The organism is Corynebacterium rouxii (assembly GCF_902702935.1).
GTDB lineage: Bacteria > Actinomycetota > Actinomycetes > Mycobacteriales > Mycobacteriaceae > Corynebacterium > Corynebacterium rouxii.
Genome location: NZ_LR738855.1, coordinates 491884 through 511855, shown reverse-complemented (window position 1 = coordinate 511855; position 19972 = coordinate 491884). Strand labels below are relative to the sequence as shown.

At 52.6% G+C, this 19972-nt stretch carries 20 protein-coding genes; 5 read left to right on the top strand and 15 right to left on the bottom strand.

The window, feature by feature from the left end; all coding sequences use genetic code 11:
• Positions 1 to 49: 49 nt before the first annotated feature.
• From CIP100161_RS02695 to CIP100161_RS02685, 3 genes are all read right to left on the bottom strand, one after another.
• Positions 50 to 928, bottom strand: a complete 879-nt coding sequence (locus CIP100161_RS02695; RefSeq protein WP_155871693.1) for a sugar ABC transporter permease — start codon at positions 926 to 928, stop codon at positions 50 to 52.
• Positions 928 to 2331 carry a carbohydrate ABC transporter permease gene (locus CIP100161_RS02690; RefSeq protein ID WP_155871691.1) on the bottom strand — a complete coding sequence of 468 codons (1404 nt, stop codon included), beginning with the start codon at positions 2329 to 2331 and terminating at the stop codon, positions 928 to 930. Before CIP100161_RS02690 ends, CIP100161_RS02695 begins: the two co-directional genes overlap by 1 nt.
• A 116-nt stretch (positions 2332 to 2447) precedes the next feature.
• The gene (locus CIP100161_RS02685; RefSeq protein ID WP_155874506.1) at positions 2448 to 3683 is read right to left on the bottom strand and encodes an extracellular solute-binding protein; all 1236 of its coding nucleotides are present in this window, start codon (positions 3681 to 3683) and stop codon (positions 2448 to 2450) included.
• Positions 3684 to 4118: 435 nt separating this feature from the next.
• Here CIP100161_RS02685 and CIP100161_RS02680 point away from each other — a divergent pair, with 435 nt between their 5' ends.
• The 3 genes from CIP100161_RS02680 to CIP100161_RS02670 are packed head-to-tail and all read left to right on the top strand — an operon-like array spanning position 4119 to position 8169.
• Positions 4119 to 5735 (top strand): alpha-amylase family glycosyl hydrolase, encoded by a 1617-nt coding sequence (locus CIP100161_RS02680; RefSeq protein WP_232053064.1) that lies wholly within the window; start codon positions 4119 to 4121, stop codon positions 5733 to 5735.
• Between the two features lie 2 nt (positions 5736 to 5737).
• Positions 5738 to 7447 (top strand): glycoside hydrolase family 13 protein, encoded by a 1710-nt coding sequence (locus tag CIP100161_RS02675; RefSeq protein ID WP_155871689.1) that lies wholly within the window; start codon positions 5738 to 5740, stop codon positions 7445 to 7447.
• On the top strand, positions 7435 to 8169 hold the full coding sequence (locus tag CIP100161_RS02670) for a formate dehydrogenase accessory sulfurtransferase FdhD (protein ID WP_155871687.1): 735 nt from the start codon (positions 7435 to 7437) through the stop codon (positions 8167 to 8169). Before CIP100161_RS02675 ends, CIP100161_RS02670 begins: the two co-directional genes overlap by 13 nt.
• On the opposite strand, the gene CIP100161_RS02665 is transcribed toward CIP100161_RS02670, so the two are convergent.
• The 7 genes from CIP100161_RS02665 to rpsH all read right to left on the bottom strand — a co-directional run bounded on the left by CIP100161_RS02665 (position 8170) and on the right by rpsH (position 11813).
• Positions 8170 to 8970, bottom strand: a complete 801-nt coding sequence (locus tag CIP100161_RS02665) for a formate/nitrite transporter family protein (RefSeq protein WP_155871685.1) — start codon at positions 8968 to 8970, stop codon at positions 8170 to 8172.
• 177 nt (positions 8971 to 9147) lie between these two features.
• Positions 9148 to 9594, bottom strand: a complete 447-nt coding sequence (rplO, locus tag CIP100161_RS02660; protein WP_004566828.1) for a 50S ribosomal protein L15 — start codon at positions 9592 to 9594, stop codon at positions 9148 to 9150.
• Between the two features lie 2 nt (positions 9595 to 9596).
• The gene (gene rpmD, locus CIP100161_RS02655; protein ID WP_155871683.1) at positions 9597 to 9782 is read right to left on the bottom strand and encodes a 50S ribosomal protein L30; all 186 of its coding nucleotides are present in this window, start codon (positions 9780 to 9782) and stop codon (positions 9597 to 9599) included.
• 3 nt (positions 9783 to 9785) lie between these two features.
• Positions 9786 to 10412, bottom strand: a complete 627-nt coding sequence (rpsE, locus tag CIP100161_RS02650; RefSeq protein ID WP_004566825.1) for a 30S ribosomal protein S5 — start codon at positions 10410 to 10412, stop codon at positions 9786 to 9788.
• A gap of 40 nt (positions 10413 to 10452) precedes the next feature.
• Entirely contained in the window at positions 10453 to 10860 is a 408-nt protein-coding gene (gene rplR, locus CIP100161_RS02645) for a 50S ribosomal protein L18 (RefSeq protein WP_155871681.1), read from the bottom strand.
• Positions 10861 to 10862: 2 nt separating this feature from the next.
• Complete coding sequence (gene rplF / locus CIP100161_RS02640) at positions 10863 to 11399, bottom strand: 50S ribosomal protein L6 (protein WP_155871679.1); 537 nt, start codon at positions 11397 to 11399, stop codon at positions 10863 to 10865.
• 15 nt (positions 11400 to 11414) lie between these two features.
• Positions 11415 to 11813, bottom strand: coding sequence for a 30S ribosomal protein S8 (rpsH, locus tag CIP100161_RS02635; RefSeq protein WP_014301438.1), 399 nt, complete (start codon positions 11811 to 11813; stop codon positions 11415 to 11417).
• Positions 11814 to 12410: 597 nt separating this feature from the next.
• Here rpsH and CIP100161_RS02630 point away from each other — a divergent pair.
• Positions 12411 to 13208, top strand: coding sequence for a hypothetical protein (locus CIP100161_RS02630; RefSeq protein ID WP_232053063.1), 798 nt, complete (start codon positions 12411 to 12413; stop codon positions 13206 to 13208).
• A 125-nt stretch (positions 13209 to 13333) separates the two neighbouring features.
• Entirely contained in the window at positions 13334 to 15352 is a 2019-nt protein-coding gene (locus CIP100161_RS02625; protein ID WP_155871677.1) for an HtaA domain-containing protein, read from the top strand.
• A gap of 60 nt (positions 15353 to 15412) precedes the next feature.
• Here CIP100161_RS02625 and nagB read toward each other — a convergent pair whose 3' ends face one another.
• The 5 genes from nagB to CIP100161_RS02600 are packed head-to-tail and all read right to left on the bottom strand — an operon-like array spanning position 15413 to position 19766.
• On the bottom strand, positions 15413 to 16192 hold the full coding sequence (gene nagB / locus CIP100161_RS02620) for a glucosamine-6-phosphate deaminase (RefSeq protein ID WP_155871675.1): 780 nt from the start codon (positions 16190 to 16192) through the stop codon (positions 15413 to 15415).
• 33 nt (positions 16193 to 16225) lie between these two features.
• Positions 16226 to 17362 carry an N-acetylglucosamine-6-phosphate deacetylase gene (locus CIP100161_RS02615; protein WP_155871673.1) on the bottom strand — a complete coding sequence of 379 codons (1137 nt, stop codon included), beginning with the start codon at positions 17360 to 17362 and terminating at the stop codon, positions 16226 to 16228.
• 36 nt (positions 17363 to 17398) lie between these two features.
• Complete coding sequence (locus CIP100161_RS02610; protein ID WP_155871671.1) at positions 17399 to 18094, bottom strand: N-acetylmannosamine-6-phosphate 2-epimerase; 696 nt, start codon at positions 18092 to 18094, stop codon at positions 17399 to 17401.
• 29 nt (positions 18095 to 18123) lie between these two features.
• The gene (locus tag CIP100161_RS02605; protein WP_155871669.1) at positions 18124 to 19008 is read right to left on the bottom strand and encodes an ROK family protein; all 885 of its coding nucleotides are present in this window, start codon (positions 19006 to 19008) and stop codon (positions 18124 to 18126) included.
• Entirely contained in the window at positions 19005 to 19766 is a 762-nt protein-coding gene (locus CIP100161_RS02600) for a FadR/GntR family transcriptional regulator (protein WP_155871668.1), read from the bottom strand. The genes CIP100161_RS02605 and CIP100161_RS02600 overlap by 4 nt, the downstream gene beginning before the upstream one ends.
• Positions 19767 to 19972 lie beyond the last annotated feature (206 nt).

Genomic DNA, 19972 nt, shown 5'->3' with positions numbered 1-19972 from the left:
CCCGAGGACTTCTAGACAGAAGCCAAGTACGGCGTTGATGAAGCTAGTTTTATCCCTTGACAGAACCTGCCATGGATTCTTGGTAGTACCGCTGCATCACGATAAACAGAATTGTAATCGGAATAGAGACGCAGACAGCACCTGCGGCGAATCGAGCAAACCAGTCGTAGATGTATTCCTTCTCTAGCATCTTCCACAGACCAAGAGAGACGGTGTAGTTCTCTTGGGTGCGGGCGATGGCTTTCGCAAGGACGAAGTCGAGCCATGGGGTCAGGAAGGCCACGATGGATTGGTACACGATCATGGGCTTGGAGATCGGAAGAATGATCTTGGTAAATACCTGCCACCTCGTGCAACCGTCGAGAAGCGCTGCTTCGTCGAGGGAAATTGGGATGGTGTCCATGAAGCCCTTCATTACGTAGAAGCCCATGCCAGCACCAGCCGAGTACACGATGATCAACGCAAGGTTGGTGGTCCAGCCTTGGGTAAGACCCACGGCCTTCAGAATGAAGTAGATAGCAACAACGGCCATGATGCCTGGGAACATACCCAAGACGAGGGCGATGTTCATGTACACCTTGCGGAAGCGGAAGCGCAGACGACTCAAGGAGTACGAGACGAACAATACAAAGACCACGCTGATAACACAGGTAAAGCATGCAATGATCAAGGTGTTCATGAACATCTTGGGGAAGTTCAGCACCGAATGATCGCTGAAGAGCTTGATGTAGTTATCAAAGCCGTATTCCTTAGGGAAGAACGTCGAGGTGTAAGGAGCGCTGTTTTTATTAAAGCTCTCAGCTACTACCCAGATGATCGGGATCACCCACAGGATTGCAAGAATGGATAGGAAGAGGTGGACAGCAATATCTGTCAGACGACGAATGCGTCGCTGGCTACCTTTGAGTGCAACTTTGTGTGTGCTCATCACTGGAATCCTTCTTCGTTACGGTACGAACCGCTTCGGCGGTACGTGATCAAGGCGACGACAGACAAGACAATGAAGGTGAGGATACCGATCACTGCACCGACGTTGTAGTCACCGCGGTCAACGGTGAGTTTGTACAGCCATGTAATCAAAAGGTCTGTCTTACCTGCGGAAGCACCGATTGGCGATGGGTCGCCACGCGAGAGAAGATAGATCACGTTGAAGTTGTTCACGTTAGCGGTGAACGTTGTGATGAGGTATGGGGTCATCACGAAGAACATGTACGGCAGGGTCACGTTGCGGTAGGTCTGCCACCACGTTGCGCCGTCGAGACGTGCTGCCTCGTAGAGCTCACCTGGGATGTTCTGCAAAATACCGGTGACCTGCATGATGGTGTAAGGAATACCGATCCACAGGTTGATCACGATAACCGTGACACGGGCCCATGTCGCATCGGTGAAGAATGGCAGGCTTTGGTCGATCCAGCCAGCGTCAAGCAGCATGCGGTTGATAATGCCTTCAGGCTGCAGCATGGATCGCAGAACCAAGAGGGTAACGAACTGCGGCACAGCAACAGACAGCGAGAAAATCGCGCGCCAAAATGCCTTGCCATAAGTGGTTTTGCGCTCGATGAGCATAGCCAAGAACATACCGATGAAGTAGTTCAGGAAGGTGGCAAAGAACGCCCACGTCAGTGTCCAGATCAGAACACTCATGAAAAGGCGGAGGTTCACTTCACCGCTAGTGTTAGCAAATACCTTGCCAAAGTTTTCTAAGCCAACCCAATCGAATTTTTGAACGTGACCGGAGTCGTAGCTGGTAAATGCCATGCTGATCATAAAGATAAGCGGCAAGATGGTGAAGACGATGATTCCAGCAGTAGGAAGCGTCATCAGCAAGATGGGGGCATCGTCATCGGTCAGGGCATGCAGATCCTCTTTCAGGCTGCGTGCACTGCCACGCTGTTCGACAAAAGTCTGAGCTTTGTATGCGCTACGCATAGCAAGCGTGGCAAGCCACAGAACAACGATGAGTAAGAAAACAACGGCGACACCGTTGAGGAGCAAGACGATGGAAGGCTCACTCTTCTGGTAGACCCAGAAGCCATCAACCTTGACTCGTGTTGACTCTCCGGTACCCAAACCGGGGAGTTCTTTTAGGGCTTTGACACCCTTGGTTGCAAAGAAAACGATAGCAGCGATCTCAATGAGAAGAAACGCAGCACCTTTAACAAACTGCTTACGCAGTAGGTTGCCTAAACCGAAAACCAGCAGCGATGCTTTGGTGATGCCGTCGCCGTTATTCCATGCCTTTGACAGGGAGTAAGGGCTGGGAGCGTCTTCGCGTTTTTGGGTTTTCTTTGTTTTCAGTTTTAAACCACCGTGTTGGCCCGCAACTTTCATGAGCCCGCACTTCCTTCCTGTGGCTATATATGCCGTGAGCCCAGTACGAGGACTGGGCTCACGATCTAGGTGGTTAGTACAACGGAATGTTGTACGTTGCTGGAACTAATCCAGTGTTACTTCAGAGTGGATGCCCAAGCTTCAGTCTTCTGAGCTGCGTTCTCAGGAGTAACTTCCTTGTGAGCAAGGCCGTTACCGAAGTTCTTTGCTGGCTCCCAGAAGTCGAACATTTCCCTCAGAGTTGGCTGCAGGATGGAAGCGTTGGAAACAGTTGCGAACAATGCACCTGCGACTGGGTCAGCGGTGACGGTTGCGTCGGTTGCCAGGTTCTTGTCAGCTGGGATGACGCCGCTCTTTTCAAAGTGGGACTTTTGAGACTGGGAAGAAGCAAGGAATGTTGCGAACTCAGAAGCGATCTTTGGGTTCTTGGTGTTCGGGTTGTAGCCGATTGCCTTGGAGCCGGAGAATGCCTTCATCTGTACGTCTTTGCCATCAAGTTTGAAGGTTGGCAGAGATGCCACAGCGTAGTTGTCGCCGAGGGCTTCCTTGACGTTGTTTGCGTCCCAAGAACCGGAGAAGACAACGTCGACGGAGCCGTTCTTCATGCCGCCGATGCCGGAGCCATCAACATCGTTGACGAAGTTAGGGTTACGGACAACGTTTGCGAGGTACTTAGTTACGTCGCCAGCCTTAGCGCCCAAGTCGATGCCCGCGTCTGCCTTGAGGCCATCGTCGCCGAAGAACTTAGCGCCTGCACCAGCGTAGAAAGCTGGGAAGTACCAGGAGTTAGAAATTGGGAAGGAGACCTTTGCCTTCTCCAACATGGTGTCGAAGGACTTGACGTCGTCAACGCTGAGTTTGGACTTGTTGTAGTACATGAACCAGGTGTTTGGCTCGATTGGCAGACCGTATGCCTTGCCATCTTGGCCGGTCACGCTGGCAGCCATGGTGCCTTCTGCTTGTTCCTTGAGCTGCTTCATGCCGTCATCGGAGAGCTCGCCGACAGCACCTGCATCAAGGAGGGTACCGAGCTGGTCGTTAGCGTAGACGTAAACGTCTGCTGCTGCGCTTGGGTCTTGGTTAACAGTCTTACCTGCATCACCTGCAGAAACAACGGAGTTCTTCCAGGTGATCTTGTAGTCAGGATGAGCCTTTTCGAATTCCTTCTGAACTGACTGGAGCCATCCGTCAGCGCCGTCCTGATCTTCCTGAGGGCCCCAAACGGTCAAGGTTGCCTCGTTGGAAGCGCCAGAATCGGAAGCTTTATTGCTGGAGCCGGACTCGCTGGAGCAGCCTGTGAGGATCAGAGTAGATGCAGCAACTACGCTGAGAATTTTCTTGGTGTGGACCATATCCACGACACCGCCTTTACAGTTAGAAAAAGACTTATGGTTTACCCAAAAGCCCCTAGCCCAATCCGTTGACCAGCGCGGATACGTTTCAAGCTAGGTGGTAATCACCATTCAAGCCGTAAGCTTAATATTGTGTGACCAAGCCCGACAAATTTTTATCAGGTCACCTAAGTCACACACTATAGTGGAATTTCATTTCCGATACCTGAAAATGGCCGTTTCAGCGCCGCGAGCACACCCGAACTGCGACGATAAGGCACTACTAAGCCCCCGACTCTCGTTCGATATTAACAGAGCCTTAACGAGAAATGAGCCAATTCACAGATGTTTTTATCCCCACACCACTACCCCCGCCCCTACTGGTAATAACCTCATCGCTTCGACACTTATATCGATACCCCACACCGCAAGAAGCATTAGCCAAACGTTCCATCAATGCTCAGTACGATGGAGCGCATGACGTCGAAACGCCTTCCACTTCTCACCACTTTAAGCTCGGGTACGTTTTATCAGATTTACCCTCCTAGCTTTGCCGATTCCAACGAAGACGGCATCGGAGATTTCCGCGGAATCATCTCACGACTGGACTATCTCAGCGACCTCGGCATCACTGGAATCTGGCTCAACGCATGCTTTGATTCGCCTTTTAAAGACGGCGGCTACGATGTGCGCGACTACACAAAGGTGGCCCCGAGGTACGGCTCCCATGAAGATTTAGTCGAGCTTTTCAATCAAGCCCACACCCGCGGAATTGCAGTGATCCTAGATCTCGTTCCCGGCCACACCAGCGAGCAGCATCCGTGGTTTCAACAAAGTGCTGCTAGTGAATACACAGATTTTGACGACCGCTATATTTGGACTTCGCACGCATTTGAGGGTGGTGCGGGGCTAGCTTTTATCGGCGGTGAACACCCCCGCAACGGCGCGTACATTATTAATTTCTTCAAGTCTCAACCTGCGCTCAATTACGGTTTCGCAGAAATGACCCAGCCATGGCACCAACCAGTAGATGCTCCTGGCCCACGGGCAAATCAAGACGCGATGGTAGAGATTATGAAGTACTGGTTGTCGCAGGGTGCAGATGGTTTCCGCGTGGATATGGCGGATTCGCTTGTGAAAAACGATGGCACCACTAAGCGAGCCACAATTGGCATCTGGCAGTCCATGTTGAGCCGAGTTCGTGCTGAGTTTCCTGATGCCATCTTCGTGTCGGAATGGGGTACGCCTTCTCAAGCGTTTGAGGCAGGCTTTGATGCTGACTTTTATCTCGACTGGCGTGGCAACGGCTACAACGTGTTGGCACGCAACACTGATACCCCGCTAGAGCGGCGCGATGATTTAAGTTTTTTCAATTCATGTTCCGCTACGGGAGCCCAAGAGTTTCTCGACATGTATTTGCCGCAATGGGAGCACACCCATGAGGCAGGACTGTTTAGTTTTATCAGTGGCAACCATGACTGCCCACGCCTTGCACCACGCCTGAATGAGCACGAGCGCGCGTTGTTCTTCTTGTTCCAGCTCACGATGCCTGGTCTTCCTTTTATTTATTATGGTGACGAGATCGGTCTTAATTATGCGGATATCCCTACGAAGGAGGGCGGCTATGCGCGCACGGGTTCGCGCACCCCAATGTGCTGGGATTCTCAGTTACCTAACGGCGGATTTTCGCTTGGCGACGCTCCCCTGTATCTCCCGATGACTGCCGGTAGTGAGGGCGTAGTGCAACAGCAGGCACGTGCCGATTCGTTGTTCCATCACGTGCAAAAGCTCATCCAGTTGCGTTCTGATCTGCCCGCTTTGAATGGCTATGCTGACCTAAAGTTTGATCTTTCTTTCTTGAAGGAGCACCCCAAGGTCATGGTGTATCGCCGCACCCATCATGGCGACAGTGTGCTCGTTGCGCTCAATGCAGGCAATAAGCCAGTACGCATTGAGCTTCAGCAGCCCCAGCCACATGAGCTTTTCCGTTGTCGTGATGTGACATATCCCGATCCCTCAGATCGCAGCTGCGTTGAGCTTGGTCCTACTTCTGGCGTTATCTTGTCCGTGTAACAATGTTGTCCATGGATACTAGAGACCCCCATGCTTGGTGGCGTGACACCGCCATTTACCAGATTTACCCCAAGTCCTTCGCTTCGTCGGGTGGACCTATGGGAACGCTTCGGGGAATTACCTCTCGGTTGGATTATGTGCGTGACCTCGGCGTAGACGCCATCTGGCTGTCACCATTTTATACTTCCCCGCAGCGTGATGGCGGTTATGATGTTGCTGATTATTTCAGCGTTGATCCGTTGTTCGGGTCCAACGCTGATGCGGAGGAGCTTATCTCTGAGGCTCATGAACGTGGCCTGCGGGTGATTTTCGATCTCGTTCCTAATCACACTTCTGATCAGCACGTGTGGTTCCGTGAGGCTTTAAAAGCAGGTCCTGGTTCTCCTGAGCGCAACCATTATTGGTTCCGCGAGGGCAAGGGATCTGATGGTTGTGAGCCACCCAACGATTGGCTTTCTATTTTTGGTGGTAGTGCGTGGACGCAGGTCTGTACTCGTGAGGACGCACCCGGTTCCCCATGGGAGAACGATCCTTCTTGGTACCTGCATTTATTTGATTCTTCGCAGCCGGATCTTAACTGGTCAAACCACGAGGTGGTCGAGTTCTTTGACAGTATTCTTCGTTTCTGGCTTGACCGTGGCGTCGACGGTTTCCGTGTAGATGTAGCCCATGGTCTTGCCAAGGACCCAGATCTACCCGACTGGCAGTTCCACTGGACGATGGTCGATGGCGGGCATGACAGTCCCGAGGATGTTCCCCCTCCCCCAATGTGGAATCGTGAAGAGGTCCATCAGATCTACCGGCATTGGCGCACGGTTCTGGATGAATACCCAGGCAATCGCGCTTTGGTTGCTGAGGCGTGGGTTGATGCCGCCACAGATATTGCGCATTATGTTCAGCCAGATGAGATGAACCAAGCATTTAATTTCGATTTCCTCATCTGCCCGTGGCGTTCTGAGGATCTTGGACGTGTGATTCATACGTCCTTGGAGGCCCTTGCCTCTACGGGCTCGCCGGCGACGTGGGTGATGTCGAACCACGACGTTGTTCGCGCGTCGTCACGCCTAGGCCTAAGTACGCCAGGCGCGCGCCCCAACGGTATTCGTGCTACGGATGAGCAACCCGACGCTGAACTCGGTGCGCGCCGCGCCCGCGCTGCGCATATGCTGATGTATTCGTTGCCAGGTTCGGTGTACATCTATCAGGGCGAGGAACTTAATCTACCGGAGCACACCACGCTTAACGACGCCCTGCGCCAAGACCCCACGTATTTCCGCACCGAGCACCGTGAAGCCGGCCGCGATGGCTGCCGAATCCCCCTGCCGTGGACGCTACAACGCCCTGGTCTTGGGTTTTCTCCTACTGGGCAGACGTGGCTGCCGCAGCCCGAAGGCTGGGAGCAGTTTGCAGTGTCGGTTCAGGATGCGGATCCCCATTCCGATCTCCTGCTTTTTAGACGGATGCTACAGGCTCGAAAATCCTTGAATTTTGGTCGCGGTCACCTATCTCCTGTTTGGTTGGATCAAGATTGTTTGGCTTACGTTAATGCTTACGATGGCCGTAGTGACGTCATGGTAATCGTCGCTTTTGATGAGGATGTCACCGTCCCCGAGGGCTGGCATATCGTGTTGTCCACCGAGGAATGTCACGATGTTGTTGCAGCTAACAGCGCTGCTTGGCTGCTACACAAAGGAGATTCATGGCACGTATAACTTCGCTCACGGCTGTCGATTCGTTCTTTTGCGAGGACGCTCAGTGGCAACATGGTACGCGTCAACGCACGGTGCTAAACGATGAGCAACTCAGCGTGCTTATCCATGCCACCCCTTACACCGTGGTTGATCGCGTCCGAGGACACGATGTGGAACTTATCCACGGCATGCTGCGGCAACAAGGAGTGATTGGCTCGGTACAGCAAGTATCTCAGGCATGTTATTGTGCGGGGTCGGTAGCGGGAGTTAATCCTTATAACCGGATGGACATTGACATCATCCCTGCCGAGGATTCCCCAGATCCCGTAAAAATATCAACGCTTCGATGCACGCCGGAGCAGATCCAATCGGCATTTCTTAGGTTGCTTAAGCTGGCTGATCTTAGGCGAAAAACTAGTGCAACGCATGCTGCTGGAATTTTTGGTTCTGACGGTGACGAGATTGTTGTCCGCGAGTGCTTAACGGCTCATCAAGCCGGCTGGAAAGTTCTGGGTGCGGCAATGATGTCCGAAGACCCTAGTAACGCCGTCATTTTTGCCACCACAGGGCTTATCGACGCCACCGTGGTCGATATTGCTCGCCTTTGTGGTTGTAGCACTGTGGTTTCGTCGGCGCCTGCGGTTACTTCCGCTATTGCCGACGCTCACCGTGCAGGCATCACGCTCATTGGAGCACTGGGTGATGCTACGTTCAAGCTCTACGCAGGAGTTGTAGATCTGTAATTAGTCGCGGTAGTTTTCGCTGCCGCGATTCAACCATGCATACACGCCGCCGATGCATAGTCCTCCGCCAACGAGGTTGCCAAAGAAGTCGATACCCCAGTTGTGCAGGATGTAACCGGCGGTGAAGTACTCGCTGTGTACCTCTGAGCCGAAGCCTACGAGCGTAACAAGGCCGAAGTTGGCCACTACGTGCTCGAGGCCGAGGCCTACGAACATGCCGATGACGAACATCAGCCAGATAAGTTTTCCGGCGATGTCTTTAATCAGCGCGCAACCCACGATGGCCATGTTGACCACAAAGTTGGCCAGCATCGCTTCTGCGAAAAGCCCCATGGAGTGCTTTTCCAGCTTGTGGTCAAGCGTGACAGAAACGAATGATTCTGGGGTCAATCCGCTGTAGGCTGCAGATTGGCCGAGCAGATAGCCAATGATTACGGCACCGACCAGGTTGCCGATGACGCAGACGATGAGTACGAGGGCTGCTTTATGCCAGGGGATCTTTTTGCCGACTACACCATAGGACATGTACATCATGTTGCTGGTCACGAGCTCTGCGTTGAGGATCACGATGGAGGCGAGTCCTACGAAGAAGAACATTGCGAAGGTGACCGAGCCGAGTCCTGGTGCGAGGTTTTCTACTTTTTGACCAACGTGCGCGGAAAATGCGGTTCCGAGGGTGAGATAAACACCGGCGAGGATACAGCGGGTGAAGTATCGGAGGAAATTTGTCTTAAGTAGGGCTTCTTTTTTAGCCACGGACCCAAAGATTTTGTCATTCAGGGTCGGATTGTGCGTTGCCACTAGGGTGTTTACCTCTCATAGCGATAGCGGGGTTAAACCAACCATTCGATAATAAAGGTCGCAGGTTACATTTCTTTAATTCTGTTACCCCGAACACATAAATGGCACCGTATATAGGCAAAAAGAAAGCCGGTAGCTACTCATAATGAGTAACTACCAGCTCGGCGAAGCTTTAGATTAAGCCTCGGTCACGGAGCCGCCAGCGGCTTCGATCTTCTCAACTGCAGACTTGGAGAACTTGGTTGCAGTGACGTTCAGCTTGACGCTGATCTCGCCGTTGCCAAGAACCTTGACAGGCTGCTTAGGGCGAACGAGGCCCTTAGCAACGATGTCAGCTACAGCAATGTCGCCACCCTGTGGGAAAGCCTTCTCGAGGTCGGAAACGTTGACGACCTGGTAGTAGACCTTTGCAGGGTTCTTGAAGCCCTTGAGCTTTGGCAGACGCATGTGCAGCGGCATTTGGCCACCCTCGAAAGCAGCGGAAACCTGCTTGCGAGCCTTGGTGCCCTTGGTACCGCGACCTGCGGTCTTACCCTTGGAAGCCTCACCGCGGCCAACGCGGGTCTTTGGCTTGTTTGCACCCTTTGCTGGGCGCAGGTCGTGGAGCTTAATTGGTTCGCTCATTATTACTCCCCTGCCACTTCTTCAACAGACACCATGTGGCGGACCACATTGACCATGCCGCGAACGACTGGGGTGTCCTGGTGTACTACGGAGTGGTTGATGTGCTTGAGACCAAGAGCAGCAATGTTCTTACGCTGCTTTGGGTTAGCGCCAACCAAACCCTTGTGCTGGGTAATCTTCAGGGCCATGGTTTAAGCCTCCTGTCCTGCGCGAGCGCGCAGCATACGAGCTGGAGCAACTTCCTCCAAGGTCTTGCCACGACGTGCGGCAACCTCTTCTGGGCGGTTGAGCTGCTTCAGGCCAGCAACGGTGGCGTGAACCACGTTGATGGCGTTGTCGGAGCCAAGAGACTTGCACAAAATGTCCTGAACGCCTGCGCATTCGAGAACTGGACGTGCAGCACCACCAGCGATAACACCGGTACCAGGAGCAGCTGGGCGCATCATAACGATGCCCGCTGCTGCCTCGCCCTGAACTGGGTGGGTAATGGTGCCAGCAACCATAGGAACGCGGAAGAAGTTCTTGCGAGCTTCCTCTGCACCCTTTTGAATTGCAGCTGGAACTTCCTTGGCCTTGCCGTAACCAACACCGACCATGCCCTTGCCGTCGCCAACGATCACGAGAGCAGTGAAGCTGAAGCGACGACCACCCTTCACGACCTTGGACACACGGTTGATGGTCACGACGCGCTCGATGTACTGAGAGCGCTCGTCCTGCTGCTGGTTGCGACGATCATCGCGGCGACCGCCGCGGCGGTCGTTCTTCTTCTGGTTGTCGTCGGCGGAGCGTCCGCCGTCACGCCGTTCACGTCCCGGCATTACGCAATCCTTCCGTTGAGGTTCATGGAGATAGCAGTCATTAGAACTTCAGACCACCTTCGCGAGCTGCATCAGCCAAAGCTGCAATACGGCCGTGGTACTTGTAGCCACCGCGGTCGAAAACGATAGCGGTGATGCCAGCAGCCTGTGCGCGCTCGGCGATCAGCTGACCGACCTTTGCACCCTTAGCCTTCTTGTCACCCTCAAGTGCGCGTACTTCTGCTTCCAAGGTAGAAGCAGCAGCCAGGGTACGACCAGCGATGTCGTCGATAACCTGAACGTGCATGTGGCGAGAAGAGCGGTGCACGACGAGACGTGGGGTCTCGGCGGTGCCACGCAGGTTCTTGCGGATACGGTCGTGACGGCGTGCGCGAGCGATACGACGGCGGGTGGAGATATCCTTGCCCACTGGAAGACGCTTTGCGCTGTTATTTTCGGTGTTACTCATGCTTACTTACCCGTCTTTCCGACCTTGCGACGGATCTGCTCGCCTTCGTAGCGAATACCCTTGCCCTTGTAAGGATCATCCTTACGTAGACGACGGATAATGGCGGCGATCTGTCCGACCTTCTGCTTGTCGATGCCGGAGACAGACAACTTGGTGTTGCCGTCAACGGCGAACGTGATGCCTTCTGGTGCCTCGATCAGCACTGGGTGGGAGTAACCAAGAGAGAACTCAAGGTCCTTGCCCTTCAGAGCAACACGGTAACCAACGCCGAAGATCTCCATCTTGATGGTGTAACCCTCGGTAACGCCAACAACCATGTTGTTAACGAGCGAGCGGGAAAGACCATGCAAAGAACGGTTCTTGCGGTGATCGTCCGGACGAACGACGCTAATCTGGCCATCTTCAATAGAAGCGACGATTGGCTCTGGGATGGTGAGATCCAAGGTGCCCTTAGGACCCTTGACCTCAACATGCTGGCCGTCGATCTTTACGTCAACGCCGGATGGAATTGCGATAGGTGCCTTACCTACACGTGACATGTTTCGTCTCCTCCCTTACCAGACGTAGGCGAGAACTTCTCCGCCTACACCCTTCTCGGTAGCCTGACGATCGGTCAGCAGACCCTGGGACGTGGAGATGATGGCCACGCCCAAGCCGCCGAGGACCTGTGGCAGGTTGGTGGACTTTGCATACACACGCAGACCTGGCTTGGAAACGCGACGAACGCCCTCGATGGAACGCTGACGGTTTGGGCCGTACTTCAGGTCGAGGGTCAAGGTCTTGCCGACCTTTGCATCCTCAACCTTGTAGTCAGCAATGTAGCCTTCAGACTTCAGAATCTCGGCAATGTTTGCCTTGAGCTTAGAAGAAGGCATCGACACTGCATCGTGGTGCGCATTGTTTGCATTGCGCACGCGCGACAGCATGTCGGCGATTGGATCAGTCATGGTCATAGAAGTGACCTAGCGCCTTTCTCGTTGCGGTTCCTACCCACCTTTAACGGCGTGAACCGCGCTCTTGAGGGCCACTAGCGCTCCCCTAACTCAGTAGCTGGGGTGCTCGCTGCCTGTTATTCACACGGTCGCATAAGGCGGGAGGCCTACAACAAAGTAGGTTTGGAAATTTACTTAGTGGCTTTGTAGCTGTTTTATACAAAACCAGAAGTTACAGTACACACAATGAAGGAAAGCAACAAACCATCGGGCAATAACAACCTAAAACAATTCAGCCCATGGCAAACGGGGGTAAGAGACAACATTTAGACAAAAGTCAAATCTTTACCTCTACCACCACTTTTAGACAGACATAAAAGGTGACCGATGCCTTGTAGCACCCCTGTAAAAAACACAATCTAGAAAGGTATGCCTTACCTTGCTAGTTTGTGTTTGTCATATTTTCCCTCTACAACAAGGCTTTATATGCTTTATATGCCCCGCCCTCGCCCCCTCATGGCGTGTACCCTCGCGCTCGCAGTAATCTCCGGCGCTAGCACCATCTCAGTTGCCATCCCGCAAACAGTAGCCATAGCGTCGGAACCAACAATCGATGCAATGGTCGAAGGCTACTATCACACCCCAGCGAGCGATGGAAACAAATATTCGAATTCAATTGCCACCTTTGCATATATATCAAAAAAGCGGCACATGTACCATAGTGCAGCAAGAGACCAGCATTATGACAATTTTTATACCTCGCGAGATAAGGCCATAGCCCTCACGGAGATACACCATCGTTCCGAACGTGCGTGTTTTATTGGGAAAGCACGCGTTGTGCTGTCACTTTTACAGTCAGAAGGCAATAAACTTGCACGTGCTATAGACATCAGCCAAGTCGGCATCGACTTAAAAACGTCCAAACAAGCCCTTCCTTTACTCACGGAAAGCATCGCCTCTCATACAGTTCTTCACTCCAATGAAACAGACCCCCAAAAGAAGAAGGCGATTGAAAAGCGCATCAAACTCTCGGAGGAAGGAAAATCTGCGTTAACGGATATCATTAATGATTTGGAGTCAAATAACGACACCTACGAATACGATGCCTTTTCTGTGATTAACTGGGGAGTTTCCTCAGAGATTCTCCACAAAAATCATCATGTGCACGTAATGCCAGTCAACGTCCCTGAACTGGAAATATTTTCCACATCCGTTGACAGTAAGACCGACAAGATTGAAGTGGAAAAATCAGCACGCAAGAATCGACTTGCTATGGCTGCCACACTCCCAATGCCCGAGCCTGTCAATACAGCAAACGCTCAATCCACCGGCTGGAAATATGCTATTACCTTCTTTAAATATTTCGGGATAATAGCAGGATTAATTTCATTAATCGTAAGTTTTCTTCCTCGATAAAATTGAGGCATTAGTAACCTGCCAACTAGTTTTCCCCTCACCATTTTTCAGAACTAGTCGTAATGGTTCACTTGCAGCAATACATTTTTATCCCCCTTTTTAATATATGGAAGTGGAAATAATTTATGCATCCAAAGTTTCAAGGCTCGCGTTTTATCTATCTTTTAGCCACAACAACTATCGCTTCATTCATTTCGGTGGCAACCACGACAGCAGTTGCTGAAGAACTACAGAAACCGATGGTTGTCGCCACGTCAGGCAAAATGAACTGGGGAATTCGCGAAAGCTTCAATAATTACACTGGCGGCGCCAGTAAGGTTGAAGACGGCGCGCAGCGTATCTCTACGAATAATTTTGAGTTTAATCTAGAAAAAGCTACATACGATGCTGCCAAGGAACGCACTGAAGCACAATTTCGTGGAAAAATTGTTTACCTAAAGTACTGTGACGACAGTAAAAATTTTACTAATTGTAAACTAGATTTAACAATTAAAGACCCAAAGATTGTTATCAGCAACGAAGATAGCTATATCGATGCCGAAGTGGCCTCAAAGCAATACCCGACAGGAAATTGGTACAAGCCAGAACAGCGTGTAAAAATCGCTAATCTTTATCCTGGAAGCGCTACTATCAAAAGCGAGGATAACCGCACTGAATGGACGAACATAGTATCAGCTTTGGCGAATCCAGGAGGTGTACAAATGTTCTCCGAGTTTTATGGAGAAAACGAAGGTTTAGCACCGCTTTCATTCTCTTACGATGGTTTTGGAGAAAAGCCCTCTCTTCTGAAAGGCGGCTACATCCAATCCGGAAAAGAATGGAAATCGCCTCAAGGTTACACTGACGGCTATCACAAACTCGTTGATCTCGGTGACGCAATTCTAGTGGCAGTCGGAAAAAAAGGACTCTATCTTCTAGACAATAATCTAGAACAACTACAAGAAGTAGCTGTTCCGAAGTTAGGACAAGTTAAGGTCGGGACTTATGATCCCGATTCTCGGATCTACTACTACGTAGAAAGCACGAATCAAAAAGACCTTATAGCAGTTCCTGTTTCGACAACCAAAATCGGCACACCCTATAAAGTGGCTTCAGCTACTGACCCCATCCAAAACATAGCCTATCATCCAAAAACTAAAAAGTTAGTGGCTATTACAGAATCTAGCAGTAGCAGCTACGTACCTGTAAAAGATCGCAAAGCGAAGCTAGGAATTTTAACTCATAACTCATTCCAGTATAAAGATCTTCCTCCAGCACAGGAACTCTTCCCTGAAGAGCTAAAAGAGAGTATGACCGGAACTACCACCCCATACGCTATGCTGTACGAGTTCTACAATGACGTCCCCGAGTTTATTCCAATGGAAGACGGTACATTCATATTAAACTCGAGTTCAGATTTACATTCTGAATTGGGTGGTACCAAACAAACCATAAAAAATACGATTTTATCCATCAAAGCTGAAGCCGCTGGAACCACTGAAGACCCCGTCGTCAAAGTCATGCAAGGTTCGCGTTCTAACGACCCTAAACTGGCTAACGCAGTCAACATACATTCAGATGGATCTTTAGTTGTCCGTTTTGATCAGAACCCACACAAAGACTACGCCTTTGGTCAGGTTCTGCGTTATCAGGATCGCGAACTCAGTGATATATCAGGCATTATAGGAACCGATAAAACTGGTTTTTCCGGTTGGTCAAATGTTGCTTTCGATCCGTCAGGGAAAATCGTGGTTGAAAGCGGAGAAGAAGGAAAGCTCTCTTGGTACGACCCCGAGAAAAAAGATTGGCTTAAAGAACGGGAGCTTCGCCTGCCGCGGGGTCGGCAAACAGAAGAATTAGCTCACGGAACCTTTATCGCGCGAAAAGATGGCACACTGATTGTCCCCAACTACGATAAGACTGATGAGTCCAACGAAGTCTATTCACTCATCAAACTTGTAGATTCTAGTAGACCACCAGCTGTTGTAAAAACTGGGAACGAGATCAATGCCGAGAATATTGAAAAAAATAAACACGGATTATTTGGATCTTGGTCATCAACAATAGCCACGCTAGCCGGTGTCGTTGGTGCAATAATTTCCGTACTTGGAATCGGAAGTTTGCTTGTCAACTTCTTTAACATCCGTATCCCAGGTATTCGTTAATCAATAACGTATAAAGGAGCGCTCCCCTCACCCAAGAGGAGCGCTCCTTTACCTATGTGCTTAAAAACGTTGCCAGTCAGGCTTATTCTCTAAGGCATAGCGATAATACTGGGTGTGCTCAAGTTTTGCGGACGCCGCCTCATCAACGATCACGGTGGCATGCTCGTGGAGCTGCAAAACAGATGCTGGGCATACGGCAGCTACTGGGCCTTCGACCATGGCTTTGACAGCATCTGCTTTGTTCTCGCCAAAGCAGAGCATGAGCAGGTGTCGTGCTTCGCGGATGGTGCCGATTCCTTGGGTCATCACATGGTGTGGAACTTGTGATTCGTCGCCATTAAAAAAACGGGAGTTGTCACGAACCGTGTCTGGGTGCAGCGTCTTGATGCGCGTGCGGCTTGCCATAGACGAGGTGGGCTCGTTAAAGGCAATGTGACCATCGGTTCCAATGCCCAGAATTTGCACGTCAACGCCACCTTTGTCTGCGATCAGACGATCGTATTCCTGTGCAGCTTTTCCTGGGTGCTCTGCGGTGCCGTCAGGATTGAACACCTTCTCATCTGGGATGTCGATATGTGAAGTAAATTCCCGTCGGATGGTGCTGTAGTAGCTTTGCTCGTGTTCGCGAGGCAGGCCAACATATTCGTCGAGAGTAAATGCTTGGCATTCGGCGAACGACAAGCCTTCCTCATTGTGTCGCCGAATGAGCTCTTGGTAGGTGCCAAGTGGAGTAGATCCGGTGGCAAGGCCAAGGGTTTTACCTTCGCGTGCGTATTCTTCCAAGATGTCGGCTGCAATGCGGGCGGCGTCTTCCTTGGTGGGGGTGATTACGATCTCCATGGTTTTCTCTTTCGTTTTAAGGGGCTTGTGGCCTTAGATTTCCTCGCCCTTGATCAGCACGTGGTCGACGTGGAAGTCGCCACTGCATAGAACTAGGTCGGCGCGTTTTCCTACTTCGATGGCTCCGCGGTCGTGTAGTCCGAGGATTCGGGTGCCTTCGGTTGCGGCTTTGACCACGTCTTCTATGGGGAATCCTGCTGCAACGTGTCGGCGCACTTGGTCGATCACACGGGAGGTACCACCTGCGATGGCGCCTTCGCTGCCGTCGGTAGTAGTCAAGCGTGCGACGGAGTCTTTGACTGTGACGGCAAGGGCTCCAAGAACGTAGTCACCGTCTTCTTTTCCGGCTGCGCCCATCGCGTCGGAGACAAAGCTCACGCGATCCGCACCTACGGAGTCGATGACCATGCGTACGGTGTGGTCATCAAGGTGGATACCATCGGCGACGAGCTCGACGTGAGCGTTACCGCGGGCGGCGGCGTCGATAAGCGCTGCTGCAGCTCCTGGTGCGCGGTGGTGGATGGCCGGCATGGCGTTGAACAGGTGCGTTGCGGTCACTGTTGCGCCTGCGGCCACTGCGTAGGTCAGGGCTTTTTCGGTGACGGAGAAGTCGGCGTCGGTGTGCCCGAGGGAGACGATGATGTTGTTTTCAGCACACAGGTCGATGAGTTCTGTGGCGTGCGCGGTTTCGGGGGCGAAGGTCATGGATTTGAGCCAGCCACGTGCCGCGCTGATCATTTTCTTGAATAGCTCGGGGTCGCCTGGGATGATCGCTTCGGGATCTTGGGCACCGCAGCGGCAGGGGTTAACAAAGGGGCCTTCGGCGTGGATTCCGTCAATTTCGCCGGCGTCGGCAAGATCCGCTAGGAGGGATAGTTGCGGCAGGAGGGTGTCCTCGGGCATAGATACTGTCGACGCCAGCAGCGTGGTCGATCCGTGCGCGCGGTGGTGGCGTGCGGCGATTACACATCCGTCGTAGTCGGAGTTGGGGAAGGACTCCCCTGCTCCACCGTGGTTGTGAATGTCGGCAAGGCCAGGCAGCACGAGAGGTGCATTGTCTACTTCCGGTGCTGGTGTGATCGCTGCGATCATTCCGTTAGAGTCGATGTCTATCCGATGGTGCGGTAGAACGCCGGCTGGAGTGACCAGATCACCGATGATCTGTTTCATTCCTTGATACTCCTCAGGTTGTGATGTGTGGGGGTGCTAGTTTCCGCGGGCTGCGTTAGCAAACTGGGTGGTAACCCATGCGGTGTCGGTGATAGCGGTGCCGACGATGACGGCGTCGATACCTGCAGAAAATCCCTGCTTGACGTGCTCTGGGCTGTGGAAGCGGCCTTCACCGATGAGGAAGATCTCATCGCCTAGGAGCTCACGGATTTCCTTGATCAGTTTGATGTCGGGACCGTGAGTTTTTTCACGATTTTCGGTGTAACCAGCCAACGTGGTGGAGATGATGTCAGCGCCATCGCGGTGTGCTTGAACTGCTTCTTCAGCAGTGGCGATGTCGGCCATGGCGAGTTTTCCTTCCGCATGAACTGCATCGACTTGTTCTTTGAAGGTCGACCCGTCTTGGCGTGGGCGCAGGGTAGCGTCGATAGCGACAACGTCTGCGCCTGCTTGTGCCACTGCTACTGCGGAGGCAATGGTTGGAGTGATGTACACTCCGGTGTCGCCTTCTTTGGTCAGACCGATCACTGGCACTGACACTGCTTCGCGCACAGCGGCGATGTCGTCGAGTCCGCCGTAGCCGCCACAGCGAATAGCAGTGGATCCACCGTATTCCGCGGCTTTTGCGAGGAAGGCGATGGTGCGGGTGTCGCGCAGTGGGTGCCCCGTTGGTGCTTGTGCTGACACGATCAAGCTGCCACCTACTTGGGAAATAAAGGCATTGCGGTCCATGATTTTTCTCCTTCAATAGTTATTGAGCGTTATGCGATGGCACTGTGACCTAGGTATGCGGCGCCCACGATCGGTGCGTCGGTGCCAAGTTGCGCTTGGCGAATAGGGATCTCGCCTAGTGGTGGGATGGCGTGAGCAGCAAATCCGCGGGCAAATGGTTCGATGATGGCAGTGCCGATGTTGCCTACTCCACCGCCTATCACGATGGCGTCTACGTCGATGGCGCTTGTGAATCCCGCGATGGTTTCGCCTGCTGCTTCCAGTGTGGAAGTGATGTACTCGTGGGCGGTGGCGTCACCTGCATGGTAGAGCTCCATGATGGATCGTAGGTCGCGACCTGCGTGTTCTGGGTAGAGCTCACCGAATCGTCGTGCCAGTCCTGGGCCTGCGGCGAAGTTTTCTAGAAGATCCGCGCGGCCGTCAGGAAGCCTGCCGATTAGTGCTCGTAGTTCGCCCGCGGTGTGGTGTGGGGAGGCTACTAGTTGCCCGTCTCGGACGATCGCACCGCCAACTCCGGTACCAAGGCTGACAAAGAGTACGTTGTTGTAGTCGCGCCCTGCACCGTAGATGGATTCGCCGAGTCCCATGACGCGGACGTCGTTATGCACGGCGACGGGAAGCGAAAACTCTTCCGTAATAGTTTCGGCGATGCGTGTGCCTGCCCAGCCTTGCATGGTGGGCCCTGAGGAGACGACTACGCCGGTGGTTTCGTCGATCACACCCGGCGCGCCAATGCCGATACTGGTTACTTCGGGGGTGATGATGTGGGCGATGGCGTAGCGAACCTGGTTGATGACGTCGTGATCGGGTGTGGGGACGATGTGTCGGTTGATCACGGTAGTGGGATCGGTGGTGTCGACGATTCCGACTGCGATTTTGGTGCCGCCGATGTCGACACCGAGTGCGTGCGTCATAGGTGGGGGGTGCCTTTCTGGGATTCAGCTGCGTGCTCTGTTTGTTCGACGTATTGGCGTTTCTTCTCTAGGATGCTGAGCAGTGGCTGGTAGTGCTCGTCGATGGTTTCTAGCAGCCTGTCGACGTCTCCCGCACGCAGCGCTTCTACCATGTGTGCGTGTGCTTGGACAGTGTTGGAGATGTCTTCGGGGTCGCGTAGTCCCAACCGTGGCACAACGCGGGTGTGAATTTCCCACAGTGCCATGGAAAATTCCTGCATGAGCGGGTTGGAGAGATGGTTGTTGAGCAGTTGGTGGAAGAGGAAGTCTTGGTGTTCAAAGGATTCGCCGCGCTCGAATTGGATTTTCATTTCTTCCACGATTTGGTCGAGCTTGGGGGTTTCACGTCCTTTGTAATAGGCGGCGAGTTCTTTAGCGTTGTTGCGGTCGAGGGCGATGCGCATACCTACTACATGTTGGAGGTTTTCGATCGCGGATTTTTCGTTGAGCGTCAGCCTGAGGACCATGCCGTTGACGAGTGGAGCCATGGACATTTTTCCAACGTAGGTTCCGTGCCCATGGCGAATTTCTACAACATCAAGGGACGCCAAGGTTCTCATGGCTTCTCGTACTGAGGAGCGGGATACACCTAGGTGTTCACAGATGGCGGCCTCTGAGGGGAGTACGTCTCCTGGGGTAAGGCCGTTTTCACGTATGTAGTTTTCAATGGCTAAGACGGTGGGGTTTTTGCCGAAGCTGCTCCCTAAATGGTCCTTCACGGTGACTCCTTGGTTCCGTACAGGGGTACTTTGTTGCTGACTTTGAGGAGAGATAAATCACTGGTTTTTGGGGGGTTGCGATGTTTACCCCTAGTAATCGGTGAGAATCACTTTCACAAGTACTGTGTCGCAGACCGTTGGCCTCCCGTTTCACCATGTCACTGCTCTGCCTGGACATGCCTAACCACAATGGAATGGGGGTTGAG